The following is a 19,263-nucleotide window of genomic DNA, read 5'->3' as shown; positions in this document are numbered from 1 at the left end:
ATTTCATTAGAAGCTTAGTTGCTCAAAACATCAACGCCTTTAGGAGGCGTGAATTTGAACATACCGCTGGAAAGGTTAGGCTTGGTGTTCAAACCGCTGAAGCTGATGCTGGTTTGGTTGCCGAAGCTGTCTTTCAACTGCATGGCGGCGAGGTTGTCGCCTTTGAAGCCGATGCGGATGTATTGATAGCCGGCGTTGTTTTTCTTAGGCGTAGCCAAAACGTAGTCGATACCGTTGGCAGAACCGTCTTCTTTCAGCGTGTAGCTGCTGTCCAATGCGGTTTTGTTGGAGAGGATGGCGGCAGGGCTGTCGCCGATGGTTTGGTCTTGTGAGGACTTGGTTACTTGCGCCAAATCTACGTCATAGAGCCAAATGGTTTTGCCGTCGCCAACAATGGTTTGTTTGTAGGGTTTGGTGTATTCCCATTTGAACAAGCCCGGGCGCAGGATTTTGAATGTACCGTGTGTGGTTTGGGTTTTCTTTTTGCTGTGAACGGTTTGGCTGAAGTTGCCGCTGATACCGTCGGCGTCATTATTGAATTTTTTCAGGGCGTCCACTGCGCCGGCTTGTGCAAAGCCGATGGCTGAAGAAAGCAGCGCGGCAGCGGTCAGGGTGAACAGTCGGGTAGTTTTCATGTTTTGGTTCCTTGTTCGGAGAGATGGGTTCAGTATAGACGTTATGGTGTAACAGGCAAGGGGCTGAATGGGGGGTTTAATTTGTGTAAATATGAAAAATCCAATCAAGTGACTGAAATAATTTCATTTCTTCAGACGGCCTGCATTTGGTTTTGACGTTTTTTTAATGAAGCACACAATGGTTTGGTGTGGTATTTAATGTCATTTTACGGAAAGCGTGAAATTATAGTCTTTCTGTTTGCTTTTTAAAACGGTTATAATATTTGTCTTTTTAAAACAATGGTTTTGTATGTATCTGAATCCTTATCCTTTATTGGAACAGGCTTTGCTGTCGGACAATCCGGATGAAAAGGGAAGATTGACGCAGGCCTTGTTTGCGCAGTTGGGCGAGGCGGAAGGTTTGACTATTGAGGAGTCAAAACCTGTGGATTGCCGTTTTGCCGGACATCCGTCCCGCCCGCGTTTGGTTGCGCCATCAGAAGTAACGCCGCGCAAGATGAATACGATCGAAGGCTATGCAGCCATGCTGCACGCGATTGCGCACATTGAATTTAATGCGATTAATCTGGCTTTAGATGCGGCGTATCGTTTTCGCAATATGCCGTTTCAGTTTGTACGCGATTGGGTAAGGGTGGCGAAAGAAGAAGTGTTTCACTTCGGCTTGATGCGTGGCCGTCTGAACAGCTTGGGCTACGATTACGGCGATTTTGAAGCGCACGGGCATTTATGGGATATGGCGTATAAAACTGCTTACGATCCCTTGTTGCGCATGGCTTTGGTGCCGCGGGTGTTAGAGGCGCGCGGTTTGGATGTCACGCCTGGTATTCGTGCAAAAGTGGCGCAACGTGGCGATATGGAAACCTGCGATGTACTGGATATTATTTATCGCGATGAAGTGGGGCATGTCGCCATCGGCAATCATTGGTATCAGCATCTTTGCCGTGAACGCGGTTTGGAACCGGTTGCCTTGTTCCGCAGCCTGATTGCGCATTACGATATGTTTATCTTCCGCGGCTACGTCAATATCGAAGCACGGGAACGCGCAGGATTCAGCCGTTTCGAGCTGGATATGTTGGAAGATTTTGAGAAAAGTTTGAAACAGGATAAAAAGGCCGTCTGAAACGGTAAAATCATCATGGCACATCATCACGATCATTCGCACGCGCATACGCATACCGCCAATAAGCAGGTATTGCGTATTTCCTTTTTCGTCATTGCAGGATTTATGCTGGTTGAGGCGGTCGGCGGCTGGCTGACCAACTCTTTGGCCCTGCTTTCCGATGCGGGGCATATGTTCAGCGATGCGTTTTCGCTGGGCGTGGCATTGTGGGCATTCAAACTTGGCGAGAAACAGACCACGCTGCAAAAAACATTTGGCTATAAGCGTTTTGAAATTTTGACAGCGATGTTTAACGGATTGTCGCTGGTGTTGATTGCGGCGATGATTTTTTATGAAGCAGTCAAACGATTGTTTTATCCGCCGGAAATTTTGACGGGCGGCATGTTGGTGGTCAGTATCATTGGATTGTTGGTCAATATCGGCGTGGCCGTTTATATGTTGAAGAATGGTGATACTGAAGAAAACGTCAATATGCGCGGCGCGTATCTGCATGTAATCAGCGATTTATTCGGCTCGATAGGGGCGATTGTCGCAGCGGTACTGATGATGGCGTATGGCTGGCAATGGGCGGATACGGTTGCCAGCGTATTGGTGGCGGCTTTGGTAGGGCGCAGTGGCTGGAAGCTGTTTAAACAGACTTTGCACATTTTGATGGAAGGTGCGCCGGAAAACATCCATACCGATGAGTTGCTCAGCGTTATCCGCAATACGGAGGGCGTAAAATCTGTTCACGACTTGCATGTTTGGACGATTACCAGCAATATCCACGTTTTGTCCTGCCATATTGTTGTCGATGGCAGTATGACGGTTGCAGAGTCCGAACAAATCGTCTATCGCATCGAACATGAATTGGCGCATCACAACATCGGGCATTGTACGATTCAGATTGAAAGTGAACAGCATCCGCATAAAGATGAAGTTTTGTGTTCGCAAGAAATGCACGAACATCATAATGAATAATGAGGAAAAAAATGGATAAGAAACAATTAGAGGCAGATTTTCATCATGCCATGTTAGAAATTTATGATTTGGCAAAGAAATTACCGACACCTTATAGGGCTACGCGGTTTAAGCAAATGGTAGATGAGATGGGTGGTAAGGCTGCAGCCGATAAATTACTGGCTTCGCCAGATATTAGCCAAGGATTGCATGATCTATACTTATACGGCCAAGAAAAAGGATTAAAAATCAGCATGGAGTATTTAATTCTCCAAGAACGATGGTCACCGTTGTTTACAGAAGAACAGAAAAGCATTGCACGTAAAAAATTAAAGCAATGCGGTTTGGATGTTTAAAAATTCATCATCACCATTAACCATATTCAGGCCGTCTGAAACTTGTTGGATTGTTCAGACGGCCTTCTAAAATCATCAAAGGAACACTTATGACCCAAGCCGTATTATTCGACCTTGACGGCACGCTTGCCGATACTGCACTTGATTTGGGTGGCGCGCTCAACACGGTATTGCGCCGACACGGTTTGCCAGAAAAAAGCATGGATGAAATCCGTCCACAGGCTAGCCATGGTGCGAGCGGTTTGCTTAAACTTGGTGCAGGTATTACGCCCGACCATCCGGACTATATGCAATGGCGCAAAGAGTTTTTGGACGAATACAGCCGCTGCTATGCCGACCAAACCATCTTGTTCGACGGCGTAAACGAAATGTTGGAAGCCTTAGTTCAACGCGGTATCCAATGGGGCATTATCACCAACAAGCCTATGCGTTTTACCGATGTCCTCGTGCCTAAGCTCGGGTTTACCGTACCTCCCGCCGTGATTGTCAGCGGCGATACTTGCGATGAACCCAAGCCCAGCGTGAAGCCTATGTTTTATGCGTGCGAACAGATTGGCGTTGAGGCGCAGCGATGTTTTTATGTCGGCGATGCCGAGCGCGATATGCAGGCAGGCAAAAATGCAGGCATGACGACCGTGCTGGCCGATTGGGGCTATATTTCTGCCGAAGACCAAACCGAAAACTGGCTTGCCGATTTCCGTATTGCCACGCCTTTGGATTTGTTGGCAATCTTGCGTTAAAACCCTGTAATAATCCGTTTTCAGACGGCCTGAAACGGCGTAAAATCGTACTAAGTTTGTATTTTTTCAACCGTTTTACTACTTGTAAAGAGAAAAATCATGTTCTTCAAGCATATCGAAGCTGCTCCTGCTGATCCGATTTTAGGTTTGGGCGAGGCGTTTAAAGCTGAAGCCCGTCCGGAGAAAGTCAATCTCGGTATCGGCGTGTACAAAGATGCATCCGGCGCGACGCCTATTGTCAAAGCCGTCAAAGAGGCTGAAAAACGCCTGTTGGAAAGCGAAACAACTAAAAACTACCTGACCATCGACGGCGTTGCCGACTACAACGAGCAAACCCAAATTCTGCTGTTTGGCAAAGACCACGAAATCATTGCCAGCCGTCGCGCTAAAACAGCGCAAAGCCTTGGCGGTACAGGCGCATTGCGTATTGCCGCCGAGTTTACCAAACGTCAGTTGAACGCGCAAACCATCTGGATTTCCAATCCGACTTGGCCAAACCACAACGCCATCGCCAAAGCGGTCGGCATCCAAGATAAACCTTATCGCTACTATGATGCCGCCAAACACGGTTTGGATTGGGACGGTATGATTGAAGACTTGAGCCAAGCGCAAAAAGGCGACATCGTCCTGCTGCACGGCTGCTGCCACAACCCTACCGGCATCGACCCTACGCCCGAACAATGGGAAACTTTGGCAAAACTTTCTGCCGAAAAAGGCTGGTTGCCATTGTTTGACTTTGCCTACCAAGGTTTCGGCAATGGTTTGGAAGAAGATGCCTACGGCTTGCGCGTGTTCTTGAAACACAATACAGAATTGTTGATTGCCAGCTCTTATTCTAAAAACTTCGGTATGTACAACGAGCGCGTCGGCGCGTTCACTTTGGTGGCCGAAGATGAAGAAACAGCAGCCCGCGCTCACAGCCAAGTCAAAACCATCATCCGTACCTTGTATTCCAACCCTGCTTCACACGGTGCGAACACCATTGCGCTGGTGTTGAAAAATGATGATTTGAAAGCACAATGGATTGCCGAACTCGATGAAATGCGCGGCCGCATCAAAGCCATGCGCCAAAAATTTGTCGAGCTGCTCAAGGTCAAAGGTGCAACCCAAGACTTTGATTTCATTATCGAACAAAACGGTATGTTCTCTTTCAGCGGTCTGACTCCTGAACAAGTCGACCGTTTGAAAAACGAGTTTGCCATTTATGCCGTCCGTTCCGGCCGCATTAATGTTGCAGGCATTACCGATGACAATATCGACTACCTGTGCGAAAGCATTGTGAAAGTCTTGTAATTGTCGAATTAAAGGCAAAGGCCGTCTGAATCATTCAGACGGCCTTTATTTTTGACTGTGGTGGTTTATCCGGCCACTGCGTTCATTCCCCAATAAATCATGGCATAGCGCAGCAGTTTGCCTGTAATCAGAATAATGGCGCAATGCAAAGCATTGAGCCTGAGCCAGCCTGCGGCAAGGGGGAGGGCATCGCCGATAATCGGCAGCCATGCAAATAATAGCGGCCAAATCCCCCATCGTTTTATACGCGCCAATACTTTTTTAGACGGCCTTCTCTTGGCCGGAAACATTCTGCCCATGTAATACGAAACCATACTGCCCAAGCCATTTGCCAAACCGGCACACAAACATGCGCCGAGGGCATGTTGCGGATATTGGTACACAAATGCGGCGTATGCCGCCTCGGATGTACCCGGAAGTAGTGTGGCCGAAGTGAAGGCAGAAGCAATCAGGGCAAGGTAAGCGTAAAGAGGGGGCATGTTTTGAGTTGCATCAAGTGATATTGTAAAAAAGAAATAGCAAGGTTTAAAAGGAGATTATGCCTATATTTTTCAAAACATAAAAATATAAAACCAATATTATTAGTTTTTTTAAAATTAAACGGCTAAAGGTGATGTAGTCAGATGTCGGAAAATAGTTTTCAAAGTGATGAAATATCAGTATGATACTATCGGCTGTTAATGAGTGTTAAGTTTAATGAACTGCTTTCGCTCATTTTTAGCAAGTCTTAACAAAACGAAAGGCAAATCATGTCTGCGCATTCACAACAAAATCATACTCCTGCGCTGGTCGTCTTGACCACACTCTTCTTCATGATGGGTTTCATTACCTGCATGAACGATATTTTGATTCCGCATCTGAAAGATATTTTCGAGCTGACTTATGTTCAGGCGATGCTAATTCAGTTCTGCTTCTTTACCGCTTACGCAATTATGTCGATTCCTATGGGTTATTTGGTCGGCAAAATCGGCTATAAAAACGGCGTGATCGGCGGTTTCTTATTGACTGCTATCGGTTGTCTGTTGTTCTATCCTGCCGCCGGCAGCCATTCTTATCCTACTTTCTTGGGTGCGCTGTTCATTTTGGCTTCAGGTGTAACGCTGTTGCAAGTAGCGGGTAACCCTTATGTGACTTTGCTGTCCAAACCAGGTAAAGAATCTGCAACACTGACTTTGGTTCAGGCATTCAACTCCTTGGGTACGACCATTGCTCCGCAAATCGGCGCATTCCTGATTTTGGCTGATGCGACACAGACTGTCAGCAAAGCCGAGCAAATTTCTTCTGTTCAAATTCCATATTTGGGTTTTGCCGGTTTGCTGATTATTTTGGCTGTGTTTGTCAAAATGATTCGTCTGCCTGACGCAAACAAAATTGCTGAAGAAGAGAGTGAACACAACCATGATGGTAAACACAGCGTATGGCAATACCGTCATTTGGTTTTTGGTGCGGCCGGTATTTTCTGTTATGTCGGTGCGGAAGTATCCATCGGTTCTTTATTGGTCAGCGTGTTGGGCTATCTGAAAGGTTTGGACCACGCATCTGCCGCGAAATATTTGTCGTTCTACTGGGGCGGCGCGATGGTCGGCCGTTTCTTAGGCTCTGCCATCATGGCGAAAATTGCGCCTAACCGCTATTTGGCATTTAACGCTACCGCTGCTGTTGCCTTGTTGGGCGTTGCTATGTTGGCAGGTAAAGCCAGTGCGGATATTGCGATGTGGGCATTGTTGGCTATCGGCTTCTTCAACTCGATCATGTTCCCAACGATTTTCTCTTTGGCAACCAAAGGTCTGGGCCGATTCACCAGCAGCGCTTCCGGCGTATTGTGTACTGCGATTGTCGGCGGTGCGATTGTACCTGTGGTACAAGGTTGGGCAGCAGATACTTACGGCCTGATGATTTCTTTCGTTGTATCAGCGATTTGTTATGTCTATATTGTCTTCTTTGCTATAAAAGGCTACAAAGCTGACGGATAATTCATCATGATAAAAGGCCGTCTGAAACCCTATGGGATTTCAGACGGCCTTTTTACTTTGTGGCATAATGATTTAAATGACAGGAGGAAAAAATGGCCAAAATCATTTTGCTGCATGGCTTGCACATGCATTCATGGGTAATGAAACCGCTGGCGTATTTGCTGGAACAAGAAGGTTTTGAAGTGGCGCTGTTCGATTATTACAGTGTTTTACATTCGATGAACCGACATGTTGAAGGTTTGGCGCGATGGATTGATGAGAACCATGCTGATGAAACGCTGCACTTTGTCGGCCATAGTTTGGGCGGGTTGGTCTTACGCAATTTTTCGGCGGCATATCCGGATAAAGTCAGCGGCCGTATCGTTACTATGGGTACGCCGCATCAAGGCAGCCGTGCCGCGCAGCGTGTGTTCAATATGGGTTTGCAAAAGCCGGTATTGGGCGGCTCTTACAAAGGCGCATTGGATGGTAGCATGCCTGAATTGCCCGAGGGTGTTGAGTTGGGCAGTATTGCCGGCAATAAACCGTATGGACTGGGCCGTGTTTTAGGTTTGCATGGTGAACATGATGGCACGGTTTTGGTCAGAGAAACGCATTGTCCGAATATGCGCGATCATGTTGTTTTGCCTGTCAGCCATAGCGGTATGTTGTTTAACCGTAAAACGGTCGGGCAAGTGGTGGCATTTTTGCATGATGGATGTTTTAAAAAGCAATAAAATTTCATTTATTTAAATTTAACAGTATTAAATGTTAATAATTTAATATATTTTAAAGAAAGTGTCGCAGTTTTGCTGGGGCTGTTTTTATAAAATAACAGGCAGGCCGTCTGAAAATCGGGTTTCAGACGGCCTGTTATGCTAAAATCTGTTAAATACTTATTAGAAAGGCAAAGAACAATGTTTGCTTTCAAATCCTTACTTAATATGCCACGCTTTGAGGCCATCGCTGTGGCCTTGGCTTTGGTGGCGGCAATGGGTTATACGATTATTTCGCTTGAATGGCTGCCGCATATGTCGATTGTGACGGCGATTGTGGTCTTGCTGTTGTACGGTTTGATGCGCGGCTTGAAATATCAAGACATGCAAAACGGTATGATAGGCGCGGTCGGGCAGGGTATGGGCGCGATTTATCTGTTTTTCTTTATCGGCCTGATGGTCAGCGCGCTGATGATGAGCGGTGCGATTCCGACGTTGATGTATTACGGTTTCGGATTGATTTCGCCGACTTATTTTTATTTCTCGGCGTTTGCGCTCTGCTCGATCATCGGTATTTCAATCGGCAGTAGTTTGACGACTTGTGCGACTGTCGGCGTGGCATTTATGGGTATGGCGGCTGCGTTTCATGCCGATATGGCGATGACGGCAGGTGCGATTGTGTCGGGTGCGTTCTTTGGCGATAAAATGTCGCCACTTTCCGATACGACCGGTATTTCCGCTTCGATTGTCGGCATTGATTTGTTCGAACACATCAAAAACATGATGTACACCACTGTGCCTGCGTGGTTGATCAGTGCGGCGTTGATGTTGTGGCTCTTGCCCAATGTTGCCGCGCATGACATGAATAGCGTCGAAGCTTTCCGCGCGCAATTGGAAGCAACCGGTTTGGTGCATGCCTATTCGCTGATTCCGTTTGCCTTGCTGGTTGTCCTTGCCCTGATGCGCGTGAATGCTATTGTGGCCATGTTGTTTACCGTTATAGTGGCGCTGATTGTGACTTACTTCCACAGTACGCCTGATTTGAAACAGCTGGGCGCGTGGTTTTACAGCGGATACAAACTCGAAGGCGAAGCATTTAAAGACATTGCCCGTTTGATTTCTCGCGGCGGCTTGGAAAGCATGTTCTTTACGCAAACCATCGTGATACTCGGCATGAGCTTGGGCGGCCTGTTGTTCAGCATTGGTGTGATTCCGTCTTTGCTGGAAGCCATTCGTGCGTTCCTGACCAATGCCGGACGCGCTACTTTCAGCGTGGCCATGACATCGGTCGGCGTCAACTTCCTGATTGGCGAGCAATATTTGAGTATCCTGCTTTCCGGCGAAACCTTTAAGCCGGTTTATGACAAGCTTGGTCTGCATTCGCGCAACCTTGCCCGTACGCTGGAAGATGCGGGTACGGTCATCAACCCATTGGTGCCTTGGAGCGTCTGCGGCGTATTTATCAGCCATGCCTTGGGCGTGCCTGTTTGGGAATACCTGCCTTATGCCTTCTTCTGCTACTTGAGCTTGGCTCTGACGCTGGTGTTCGGCTGGACAGGACTGACTTTGAGTAAGAAGTAAACCGCATTTAAAATAGCAATGCTTTTATGCAACAAGACCGTCTGAAAACAATTTCAGACGGTCTTGTTTACTTGAAGTAGCCGTATCAGCATGATTTCACTATAATTGCTGCGCCAATAAAAAAATAATCCAAACAATGAACAAACAAATCCGCCAAGAAATTTTCGAGCGTTTCCGCGCTGCCAATCCTCATCCGACTACCGAGTTAAATTTTAGCTCGCCGTTTGAGCTGCTGATTGCCGTTTTATTGTCTGCACAAGCGACTGATGTCGGCGTGAACAAAGCGACTGCCAAACTCTTTCCCGTTGCCAATACGCCGCAAGCCATGTTGGATTTGGGGCTGGACGGCGTGATGGAATACACCAAAACCATAGGCCTCTACAAAACCAAATCCAAACACATCATGCAGACTTGCCGTATTTTGCTGGAAAAATACAACGGCGAAGTGCCTGCTGACCGCGAGGCTTTGGAATCTTTGCCCGGTGTTGGCCGTAAAACAGCCAATGTGGTGCTGAATACTGCATTCGGGCAACCTGTTATGGCGGTCGATACCCATATTTTCCGTGTTTCCAACCGTACTAAAATTGCTCCGGGCAAGGATGTGCGCGAAGTTGAAGACAAACTGATGCGCTTTATTCCCAAAGAATTTTTGATGGATGCCCATCACTGGTTGATTTTGCATGGCCGCTATACGTGCAAGGCTTTAAAACCGCAATGCAGCAAATGCCTGATTAACGATTTGTGCGAATATCCGGCAAAAATGTAAATAAAAACATAAAAAAAGGCCGTCTGAATTTCAGACGGCCTTTGATTTGGCTACGATTAGTCGGCAACTGCCATCAGGCTGGCATTACCACCGGCAGCGGTAGTATTGATACTGCAAGAGATTTCTTCAAATACTTGCAGGATGTCCAGACCTTGTTCGGAAGGCAGAATGCGGATGAGCGCACCGTCGTGGCCGGCCAACTCTTGTTTGCGCTCGCTGCTCAAAGGCTCGATGGCGGCAACATGGCTGATGCCTGCGTTTTCAGGTTTGCTGTTGACTTGCAACAAACCGTCCAAATCGGCAGAGTAGGCAACCAGTGGGCTGTTTGGCTCAACAACGGTTTGAATGCCTGCGGCAGCCAGCTCGGTCAGGGCAGAGAAGGCTTGCAACAGAGTACCGCCGTGTACCCAAACGTGTTTCGGAGAGCGCCAGCTCAATGAGTTGCGTTCGCCGGTCGGGCCGACCAATACGGTTTCGGCTTTGCGCAGCGTGCGAACTCGTGCGTGACCCAAAGCTGCGGCTGCAGTTTTCTTCTCTTCTGCATCAAACGGCAGTTTGTGAACCAGAGTTTCCAAACGTTTGAGCGCGTCTTCATCTGCTTGGCCGATACGGCTAAGGGTTGGTGCAACCCATTCAGGAGTGCGAACCAAACGTTGCAGATAGAATGGACCGCCCGCTTTAGGACCGGTACCAGACAAGCCGTGACCGCCGAAAGGTTGTACGCCGACAACGGCACCGACGATGTTGCGGTTAACGTAGATGTTACCGGCTTCGATACGGTCGCGGATGTGTTCGACAGTACCTTCGATACGGCTGTGTACACCGCTGGTCAAAGCATAGCCTTTGGCATTGATTTGGTCGATGAGTTGATCCAATTCGCTGGCGCGGTAGCGGACAACGTGCAATACAGGACCGAACACTTCGCGTTGCAACTCGTTCAAGTTGTTCAATTCAAACAGGATTGGACGAACGAAAGTAGAGTTGTTGCTATCAACGTCGGCAGCAGTTTTGATTTCGTGGTAAGCCTTCGCTACGCCTTTCATTCGGTTGATGTGGGCCAACAGGTTTTGTTGGGCTTCAGCATCGATGACAGGGCCGATGTCTGTGGTCAGTTGGGTCGGTTTGCCGACAACCAATTCGTCCATTGCGCCTTTGATGATGTTGACCATTTTATCGGCAACATCTTCTTGAACGCACAAGATACGAAGAGCAGAACAACGTTGGCCCGCGCTGTCGAAGGCAGAGTTCAATACGTCGAGGCAGACTTGTTCCGGCAGGGCGGTAGAGTCCACGATCATCGCGTTTTGACCACCGGTCTCGGCAATCAGGACAGGGTTGTCGTCGCGTTTAGACAGCGCTTTGTTAATCAGGCGCGCTACTTCGGTAGAACCGGTGAAGATCACGCCGCCAATACGGGTATCGCCGGTCAGGGCGGAGCCGACATCGCCTGCACCGAGTACGAGTTGCAGCGCAGAAGTCGTAATACCGGCTTGATGCATCAGGGAAACTGCGTAAGTAGCAATCAGGCTGGTTTGTTCGGCAGGTTTGGCGATAACGGTGTTGCCGGCTGCCAATGCAGAAACCACTTCGCCGGTAAAGATGGCCAATGGGAAGTTCCATGGGCTGATGGCAACGATTGCGCCGACAGCTTTGGCATCTTTAGGCAGGGTGTTTTCAGCTTCGTTGGCATAGTAGCGGCAGAAGTCAACGGCTTCGCGTACTTCGGCAACGGCGTTGTTTAAGGTTTTACCGGCTTCGCGGACGGCCAGCATCATCAATGCAGGCGTGTGTTGTTCCAACAGGTCGGCAAAACGGCGCAGGCAGTCGGCGCGTTCTGAAGCAGGTTTGGCGCTCCACTCAGGCAGGGCGGCAACGGCGGCACCAATTGCTTCTTGAGCCAATGCGGCATCGGCAAAGCTGACGGTACCGACAACATCGTTGTGGTCTGCAGGGTTGCGGACAGGTTGTGCTTCACCTACGTTACGCGCTTCGCCATTGACGATGGAAGCGGCATGGAAGTCTTCGGAAGAAGCTTGGTTGAGTTTTTCTTGCAGGTTTTGCAATACGGTTTCGTTGCTGAAATCTACGCCTTGAGAGTTCAGACGGTCTTTGCCATACAAATTGCGTGGCAGAGGCAATGCCGGATGCAGATGGATACCTTGTTCGGCGATGGTGTCGAACGGGCTCTTAATCAGGCGGTCGATGCTGATGTTTTCGTCAACGATTTGGTTCACGAAAGAAGAGTTCGCACCGTTTTCCAACAGGCGGCGTACCAAGTAGGCAAGCAGGGTTTCGTGTGTGCCGACCGGGGCATACACGCGTACGCGGCGGCCTAAGTTTTGCGGGCCGACTACTTGGTCGTACAGGGTTTCGCCCATGCCGTGCAGACATTGGTGTTCAAAGTCTTTGCCTTTACCCATTTGGTAGATTGCGCCCAAAGTGTAGGCGTTGTGGGTGGCAAATTGTGGGAACACGGCATCTTGCGCATCCAAGAGTTTGCGTGCGCAGGCGAGGTAGGAGATGTCGGTGTGGACTTTACGGGTGTAAGTCGGATAGCCTTCCATGCCGTCTACTTGGGCCCATTTTACTTCGCTGTCCCAGTATGCGCCTTTAACCAAACGGATCATCAGTTTTTGGTTGTTGCGGCGAGCCAGGTCGATCAGATAGTCGATAACGAACGGGCAACGTTTTTGGTAGGCCTGAACAACGAAACCGATACCTTTGTAGCCGGCCAAGTCAGGGTCGGAAACCAAAGCTTCCATCAAGTCCAAAGACAATTCGAGACGGTTGGCTTCTTCGGCGTCGATGTTGATACCGATATCGTATTTTTTACCCAAAAGGAACAATTCTTTCAGGCGTGGCAACAGTTCGCTCATAACGCGTTCGTGTTGGGCGCGTGAGTAGCGAGGATGGATAGCGGAAAGTTTAACGGAAATACCGTTGCCTTCGTAAACACCTTGTCCTGCGGCATCTTTGCCGATGGCGTGAATGGCTTGAACGTAGTCGTTGTAGTAGCGGTTGGCATCTTCTTCGGTGTATGCGGCTTCACCCAACATATCGAAAGAGAAGCGGTAACCCATTTTCTCGCGCTCTTTACCGTTTTGCAGAGCTTCTTCAATGGTTTGGCCGGTTACGAATTGTTTGCCCAACAGGCGCATTGCGTAGTTCACACCTTGACGGATCAGAGGCGCGCCACCTTTGCTGATTATGCGGCTCAGGGCAGAACCCATGTTTTTTTCAGAAGTGTTGGTGGTCAGTTTGCCGGTAATCAACAGACCCCATGCAGCCGCGTTAACGAAGAGGGAAGGGCTGTTGTTCAAGTGGCTTTTCCAGTTGCCTTCGGAGATTTTGTCGGCAATCAGGCGGTCACGGGTTGCATTGTCCGGAATACGCAGCAGAGCCTCGGCCAGACACATCAGTGCAACACCTTCTTCACTGGAGAGAGAGAACTCGTGCATCAAGGCATCTACGCCACTTGCTTTGGTGCGGCTGGAGCGGACTTGAGTAACCAAACGACGGGCAAGCTCGGAGGCGGCATTGCGCTCTTCGTCGGTCATCTGTGCACGTTGCAACATATCCTGAACGGCCTCGATTTCATCACGGCGGTAGGCATCGGTTACAGCTTGACGCAGAGGAGTTTGTGTTGGAAAAGCGAAGTTAAACATTATTTATGTTCTCCAAAGGTTTTTTTCATGGTTTCAGACGGCCTGAATTAAGACTGCTAAAATAGGCATTCTGAAGGATAGTAATATCGTAATAAAATTATGATGCGGATACAAGATGCATCCGCATAAATTGCTGTTTTTTCTGATAAGGCTCAGATTATTTTGAAACAGTTTATTTCGTAAAGACGGCCTGCACGGAATCATGCAGGCCGTCTGAAAACGTCTTATTTAGAGGCGCGGTATTCTGCGTCTGCTTTTTCGAAACGTTCTTGCAATTCGCGTGACGGTTGTTTGTCGATCAGGGAGACCAAAACAATCACGAGAGTACAAATGATGAAGCCGGGAACGATTTCATAAACGGTAGAGAAGCCTGTTTCTTGTGCAGCCAAAGCAGGTTTTTTAATCCACTCAGCCCAAACAACCACAGTCAGCGCACCAGCAATCATGCCGGAGAGTGCACCGTAGGCAGTAATGCGTTTCCACAAAACAGACAGGATAACAACCGGACCGAATGCAGCACCAAAGCCGGCCCATGCGTAAGCTACCAAGCCCAATACTTTGCTTTCAGGGTCAGAAGCAATCAGGATGGAAATCACGGCAATCGCCAATACCATTACGCGGCCAATCCATACCAATTCAGTTTGTTGGGCGTTTTTACGCAGGAAGCCTTTGTAGAAGTCTTCGGTAATCGCGCTGGAGCAAACCAACAATTGGCAAGACAGGGTGGACATTACGGCGGCGAGAATTGCGCTCAAGATAATACCGGCAATCCAAGGGTTGAAAAGCAGGGTAGCCAAAGCGATGAAGATACGTTCGTGGTTGCCGTTCATTTCGTCAACGTGGGCAGGGTTGGCGCCGAAGTAAGCGATACCGAAGTAGCCGACAGCCACAGCACCGGCCATACACAGAATCATCCAAGTCATACCGATACGGCGTGCAGAAACCAGAGATTTAGCGCTTTCGGCAGCCATGAAACGGGCCAAAATGTGTGGTTGACCGAAATAGCCCAAGCCCCAAGCGGCGGTAGAGATAATGCCGATGAAAGTAGTACCGGCAAACAGGCTGCCGTATTCTTTACCGGTAGAGGCGGCAACTTGTTGGATGGCAGCATTCATTTGATCTGCACCGCCCAAACCCAAGTACACCATGATAGGAGTCAGTACCAATGCAAAAATCATCAAAGAAGCTTGCAGGGTATCGGTCCAGCTTACGGCCAAGAAACCGCCCAAGAAAGTGTAGGCGATGGTAGCGCCGGCACCCAGCCACATGGCTTGAGTGTAAGACAGATCGTGGAACAGGCTTTGGAACAGGGTAGCACCGGCTACGATGCCTGAAGCACAGTAAATAGTGAAGAAGAACAAGATAATCAGTGCAGAAACCACTTTCATCAAGTGACCGCCGGCACCGAAGCGGTGGAAGAAGTAATCAGGAAGCGTCAGCGCGTTGTTGGCGTATTCGGTATGTACGCGCAGACGGCCTGCGACCAAAAGCCAGTTGAGGTATGCACCCACAATCAGACCAATGGCAATCCAAGCTTCATTCAAACCGCTCAGGTAAATGGCACCCGGCAAGCCCATCAAAAGCCAACCTGACATATCGGAAGCACCGGCAGACATCGCGGTCACGAACGGACCCAAGCTGCGGCCGCCGAGAATGTAGTCGTCGAAGTTGCGTGTTGAAAAATAGGCGGCGAGGCCGATCAGTAATACGGCGACCAAATAGATCGCGAAAGTGATATACATGGGATTCATGTACTTATTCCTCATCTAACTTATAAATACGGGTTTTGAAATTGCAAGCAATTCGTACCCAAACTTTTTTCTAATAAAAATACAGCTTAAAAATCCTGTTTTTCACGAGAGAGTCAGGATAAATTATTTTCAAATACAATAGGATATGTAACCAATCCGCATTAAATTGTAAATAATTAAATTCAGAATACAGTAAATTTTTTGTTTTGCAAAGCACGGAACACGGGCTTTATGAAAAATCGTAGCGCTTTTGAGGGGAAGTCATTTGAAAACAAAAGATTGCAAAAATTATCTTAAATTGGAGAAAAGGAAAGACAATGAAACTATCTTTCCTATAAATGAAACGTTACGCAGAGAGAAAGCGTAATTATGCGACACTAAAAGGCGTTTTCAGACGGCCTGATAACGGCACTACCCCGTATTTCTGATGAATACGGGGTAGCGAGTCAGCTTGAACTAAATAGAAAAATCATCTTTTAACAAATGTTTATAAGCGAAGAGATAGAAAGCGGCAACAAAAGACGATCCGCCGAGGACATTGCCCAAGAAGACGGGAATCATATTGTAGAAAAATTGACCCCAGCTGACATTTGCGCCCGCCCAAATACCGGCCGGAATGATGAACATATTGGCGACAAAGTGTTGGAAACCGATTAACACGAAGATCATGACCGGAAACCAAGTTGCCAAAATGCGGCCTGAAGTATGGCGTGAGCCGAAATAGAACCAAATACCCATGCACACCATCCAGTTACATGCGATAGCGGAGACGAATGCACGGCCAAAGTCCATATTAACTTTTGCTTCCGCGATGGCAATGGTTTTCGTCGCAGCCGCTCCCTCTGCCAGGCCGACATAGTGGCCGAGGAAATAGGCCATGGCAACGGCGCCTGCCAGATTGCCCAAGCTGACGATGAGCCAGTTGCGTACCAGTTTGTAGGTGCTGACGCGGCCGGTCAGTCTGCCCAAAGCCATAATCATCATATTGCCTGTTGCCAGCTCACCGCCGCCGATTAAGATACAAATCAGCGCAATCGGGAACACGGACGCACCCAAAAGGGCGGCCAGGCCGTTCCATTCGGCAGGAATGCCGCTGATGACGCGCAGGCAGGCAAGATAGCCGAAGCCGACATAGCCGCCACCTAAAAAACTCAAAATCACCAACATTTTGATGCTGAACTCAGACTTGGCGCAGCTCTTGCCGATGGCTTCCTGCAAAATCTCGTGAGGGTACAAATCTCGTGTATCCATGAGGCTCCCTTAAATTGGAAATATCTTGTTTATCATGAGAATAATAAGTTTGCCTGAGAATGATGCCGGTAGGAAATAACGACTGGTTGTAAGAATAGAAGAGGGGGTTATATATTGAAGCGGTTAAGGCTGCGGCTGACTTTTTAAGAAAGATAAGTTGAGGTGTTGAGATATTGGTGTGTTAAAAACTTAAAAGGCCGTCTGAAAAAGTTGCTTTCAGACGGCCTTGGGATTTGCTTGGTGCGTTAGAACTACAAGCGCGTTACGCTTAAAACGCCTTTAATGTCGCCCAAGCTGGCTAATACGCGCGGCAGGTCGTTGACTTGGCGGACTTCAAGGGTAAAGCGCATACTGGCTTCCAAATCGCGCGATTGGGTTTGCACCGCGGTAACGTTGAGTTTATGACGCGCCAGTGCATCCGAAACGTCGCGAAGCAAACCGGAGCGGTCTTGGGCGCGGATTTCAACATCGACGGCAAACACTTGTCCTTCTTGCAAGGCTGCCCAGCTTGCATTCAAGACTTTTTCAGGAGACTGTTCGGCAAGGTGGCGGAAAGAAGGGCAGGTATTGCGGTGGACGGAAATGCCGCGGTCGCGCGTAACGAAACCGATAATGTCATCCGGAGGTGCCGGTTTGCAGCATTTGGCAAGCGTGGTCATTAGGCCGTCTTCGCCGTCAATCAAAATGCCGTTTTTGCCGCCTTTTTTGATTTTAGACTGCTTGACGATATTGGTTTCATCAATCGGCACAGGAGGCGGTTCATTCAGCGCGCCGCAGGCTTTATGGATGGCGCGGTTGGAAACTTCGCCCTGACCGATGGCCGTATAGAGTTCGTCGGTTTTTTTGAAGCCGAGTTTTTCAGCCAATGCTTGCAGATTGGGTTTGGGGAAGATTTTTGACAACTGCTTGTCTAACTGGGCACGGCCTTCTTCGCGCACGGTATCCGCATTTTGCTGGCGGATGTAGGCACGGATTTTACTGATGGCGCGGTTGGATTTGACCCAGCCTTCGTAGAGCCAGTTGACGGAAGGGTTTCCCTCTTTGGCGGTAATGATTTCAACGCGTTGTCCGTTTTCCAAAGGTGTGGACAGCGGTACGATTTGTCCTTCAACTTTTGCGCCGCGACAACGGTCGCCCACGCTGCTGTGCAAGGCATAGGCAAAGTCGATAGGAGTAGCGCCCGTAGGCAGGGAGAGGACCTTGCCGTGTGGGGTCAAAACGTAAATCGTGTCGTTGAACAGCTCGGTTTTAAAGGCGGCGGCAAGGTCTTCCTTGCCGCTTTCGGCCATGTTTTCGCGCCAGTCTAAGAGTTGGCGCAACCAAGCGATTTTTTGTTCGTAAGCGGAATCGCCCTTGCCGCCTTCTTTATAACGCCAGTGGGCGGCAACACCGAATTCGTTGAATTGGTGCATGTCGAAGGTGCGGATTTGGACTTCCACGCCTTTGTCCTCCGGGCCGACGATGACGGTGTGCAAACTTTTATAGCCGTTGCCTTTCGGGTTTGCGATATAGTCGTCGAACTCGCCCGGAATCGGCTGCCAGAGGCTGTGGACAATGCCCAACGTGGTGTAACACTCGGGAATGGTGTCCACCAAAATCCGTACGGCGCGGATGTCGAACAGGCCGTCGAAAGTGAGCTTTTTCTTTACCATTTTTTTGCAAATGGAGTAGATGTGCTTCGGTCTTCCGGCAACTTCAAAATGAATATTGTATTTTTTCAGTTCCGTACGCAGGATATTGAGGAAGTTTTCGATGTATTCGAGGCGTTCGGTGCGTTTTTCGTCCAAAAGCAGGGCAATTTCGCGGTATTTTTCCGGCTCTTGATGACGGAAGCCCAAATCTTCGAGCTGCCATTTGAGTTGCCACACGCCCAAGCGGTTGGCGAGCGGGGCAAAAATGTCGAGGGTTTCTTTGGCAACGGCGCGCTTTTCAGGATTGTCGGGAACGTTGCTTAAGAATTGGAGGGTACGCGTGCGCATCGCCAGTTTGATCAGGACAACGCGGATGTCGGTGACCATCGCCAACAGCATTTTGCGCATGGTTTCGGCCTGTTGGCCGCGTTCTTCCGGCGTGGCAAGGCTGTCCACGCGTGCGAATTGGGTCAGTTTCTGTACTTCATCCACGCCTTTGACCAGCTCGCAAACGGTACTGTTGCAGCGTTCGGTAACCAATTCGCGCCAAGTGGGAACGTATTTGCCGATGTCGGACAAAATCGTGGCGGCCACGGCATCGGGCAAGAGGTCGAGTTCGCTGACGATTTGCATCGAGCCGAGGAAATGTTCCAGCAATGGTTCGCCGTAAGTCGTTAGGGCATTGGCAGGATAATGTTCTTTAGCTAAGTCAAAGGCCGTCTGAATCAGGTTTTTATCGGAATCGGGCAGCGCGGCAACATAGCCGTCGAACCAAGCGAGGAGGCCTTCCAGCGTTGCACTCGATGTTTGGGGCGTTTGGCGAATAGTGGTCATGGCGTGCGTTTTTTTCTTTGTGATAAAAACGTT

Annotated in this window: 15 protein-coding genes; 9 read left to right on the top strand and 6 right to left on the bottom strand. The window is 49.0% G+C overall.

Going from position 1 to position 19,263, the window contains the following annotated elements:
• Positions 1–14: 14 nt before the first annotated feature.
• Entirely contained in the window at positions 15–635 is a 621-nt protein-coding gene (gene lolA, locus FAH66_RS06535) for an outer membrane lipoprotein periplasmic chaperone LolA (protein WP_003682545.1), read from the bottom strand.
• Between the two features lie 289 nt (positions 636–924).
• On the opposite strand from lolA, the gene FAH66_RS06530 reads away from it, so the two are divergent.
• From FAH66_RS06530 to FAH66_RS06510, 5 genes are all read left to right on the top strand, one after another.
• The gene (locus FAH66_RS06530) at positions 925–1,755 is read left to right on the top strand and encodes a ferritin-like domain-containing protein (RefSeq protein ID WP_137041093.1); all 831 of its coding nucleotides are present in this window, start codon (positions 925–927) and stop codon (positions 1,753–1,755) included.
• A 15-nt stretch (positions 1,756–1,770) separates the two neighbouring features.
• Positions 1,771–2,715 carry a cation diffusion facilitator family transporter gene (locus FAH66_RS06525; protein ID WP_137041092.1) on the top strand — a complete coding sequence of 315 codons (945 nt, stop codon included), beginning with the start codon at positions 1,771–1,773 and terminating at the stop codon, positions 2,713–2,715.
• A gap of 11 nt (positions 2,716–2,726) precedes the next feature.
• Positions 2,727–3,050 carry a hypothetical protein gene (locus FAH66_RS06520; RefSeq protein ID WP_070588091.1) on the top strand — a complete coding sequence of 108 codons (324 nt, stop codon included), beginning with the start codon at positions 2,727–2,729 and terminating at the stop codon, positions 3,048–3,050.
• Between the two features lie 89 nt (positions 3,051–3,139).
• Positions 3,140–3,790, top strand: a complete 651-nt coding sequence (locus FAH66_RS06515; protein ID WP_049352777.1) for an HAD family hydrolase — start codon at positions 3,140–3,142, stop codon at positions 3,788–3,790.
• A 99-nt stretch (positions 3,791–3,889) separates the two neighbouring features.
• On the top strand, positions 3,890–5,083 hold the full coding sequence (locus FAH66_RS06510) for an amino acid aminotransferase (RefSeq protein ID WP_137041091.1): 1,194 nt from the start codon (positions 3,890–3,892) through the stop codon (positions 5,081–5,083).
• A gap of 65 nt (positions 5,084–5,148) precedes the next feature.
• Here the strand turns inward: FAH66_RS06510 and FAH66_RS06505 are convergent, their stop codons facing one another.
• Entirely contained in the window at positions 5,149–5,562 is a 414-nt protein-coding gene (locus FAH66_RS06505; RefSeq protein WP_137041090.1) for a YqaA family protein, read from the bottom strand.
• Positions 5,563–5,832: 270 nt separating this feature from the next.
• Between FAH66_RS06505 and FAH66_RS06500 the strand changes: the two genes are divergently transcribed.
• From FAH66_RS06500 to nth, 4 genes are all read left to right on the top strand, one after another.
• The gene (locus FAH66_RS06500) at positions 5,833–7,056 is read left to right on the top strand and encodes a sugar MFS transporter (protein ID WP_137041089.1); all 1,224 of its coding nucleotides are present in this window, start codon (positions 5,833–5,835) and stop codon (positions 7,054–7,056) included.
• Between the two features lie 92 nt (positions 7,057–7,148).
• Entirely contained in the window at positions 7,149–7,772 is a 624-nt protein-coding gene (locus FAH66_RS06495) for an alpha/beta fold hydrolase (RefSeq protein WP_137041088.1), read from the top strand.
• A gap of 180 nt (positions 7,773–7,952) precedes the next feature.
• Positions 7,953–9,332: a Na+/H+ antiporter NhaC gene (gene nhaC, locus FAH66_RS06485; protein ID WP_137041086.1), complete on the top strand. Its 1,380-nt coding sequence runs from the start codon at positions 7,953–7,955 to the stop codon at positions 9,330–9,332.
• 136 nt (positions 9,333–9,468) lie between these two features.
• Positions 9,469–10,098 (top strand): endonuclease III, encoded by a 630-nt coding sequence (gene nth, locus FAH66_RS06480; protein WP_003685196.1) that lies wholly within the window; start codon positions 9,469–9,471, stop codon positions 10,096–10,098.
• Positions 10,099–10,154: 56 nt separating this feature from the next.
• Here the strand turns inward: nth and putA are convergent, their stop codons facing one another.
• From putA to FAH66_RS06455, 4 genes are all read right to left on the bottom strand, one after another.
• The gene (gene putA, locus FAH66_RS06475) at positions 10,155–13,763 is read right to left on the bottom strand and encodes a bifunctional proline dehydrogenase/L-glutamate gamma-semialdehyde dehydrogenase PutA (protein ID WP_137041085.1); all 3,609 of its coding nucleotides are present in this window, start codon (positions 13,761–13,763) and stop codon (positions 10,155–10,157) included.
• Between the two features lie 224 nt (positions 13,764–13,987).
• Positions 13,988–15,514, bottom strand: coding sequence for a sodium/proline symporter PutP (putP, locus tag FAH66_RS06470; protein WP_137041084.1), 1,527 nt, complete (start codon positions 15,512–15,514; stop codon positions 13,988–13,990).
• A gap of 456 nt (positions 15,515–15,970) precedes the next feature.
• Positions 15,971–16,765 carry a formate/nitrite transporter family protein gene (locus FAH66_RS06465; protein ID WP_137041083.1) on the bottom strand — a complete coding sequence of 265 codons (795 nt, stop codon included), beginning with the start codon at positions 16,763–16,765 and terminating at the stop codon, positions 15,971–15,973.
• A gap of 251 nt (positions 16,766–17,016) precedes the next feature.
• Positions 17,017–19,230 (bottom strand): RelA/SpoT family protein, encoded by a 2,214-nt coding sequence (locus FAH66_RS06455; protein ID WP_137041082.1) that lies wholly within the window; start codon positions 19,228–19,230, stop codon positions 17,017–17,019.
• Positions 19,231–19,263: the final 33 nt, after the last annotated feature.

This window comes from Neisseria subflava, assembly GCF_005221305.1.
Lineage (GTDB): Bacteria > Pseudomonadota > Gammaproteobacteria > Burkholderiales > Neisseriaceae > Neisseria > Neisseria subflava.
The sequence above is the reverse complement of the archived record's forward strand: the minus strand, read 5'-3'. Positions and strand labels throughout refer to the sequence as shown.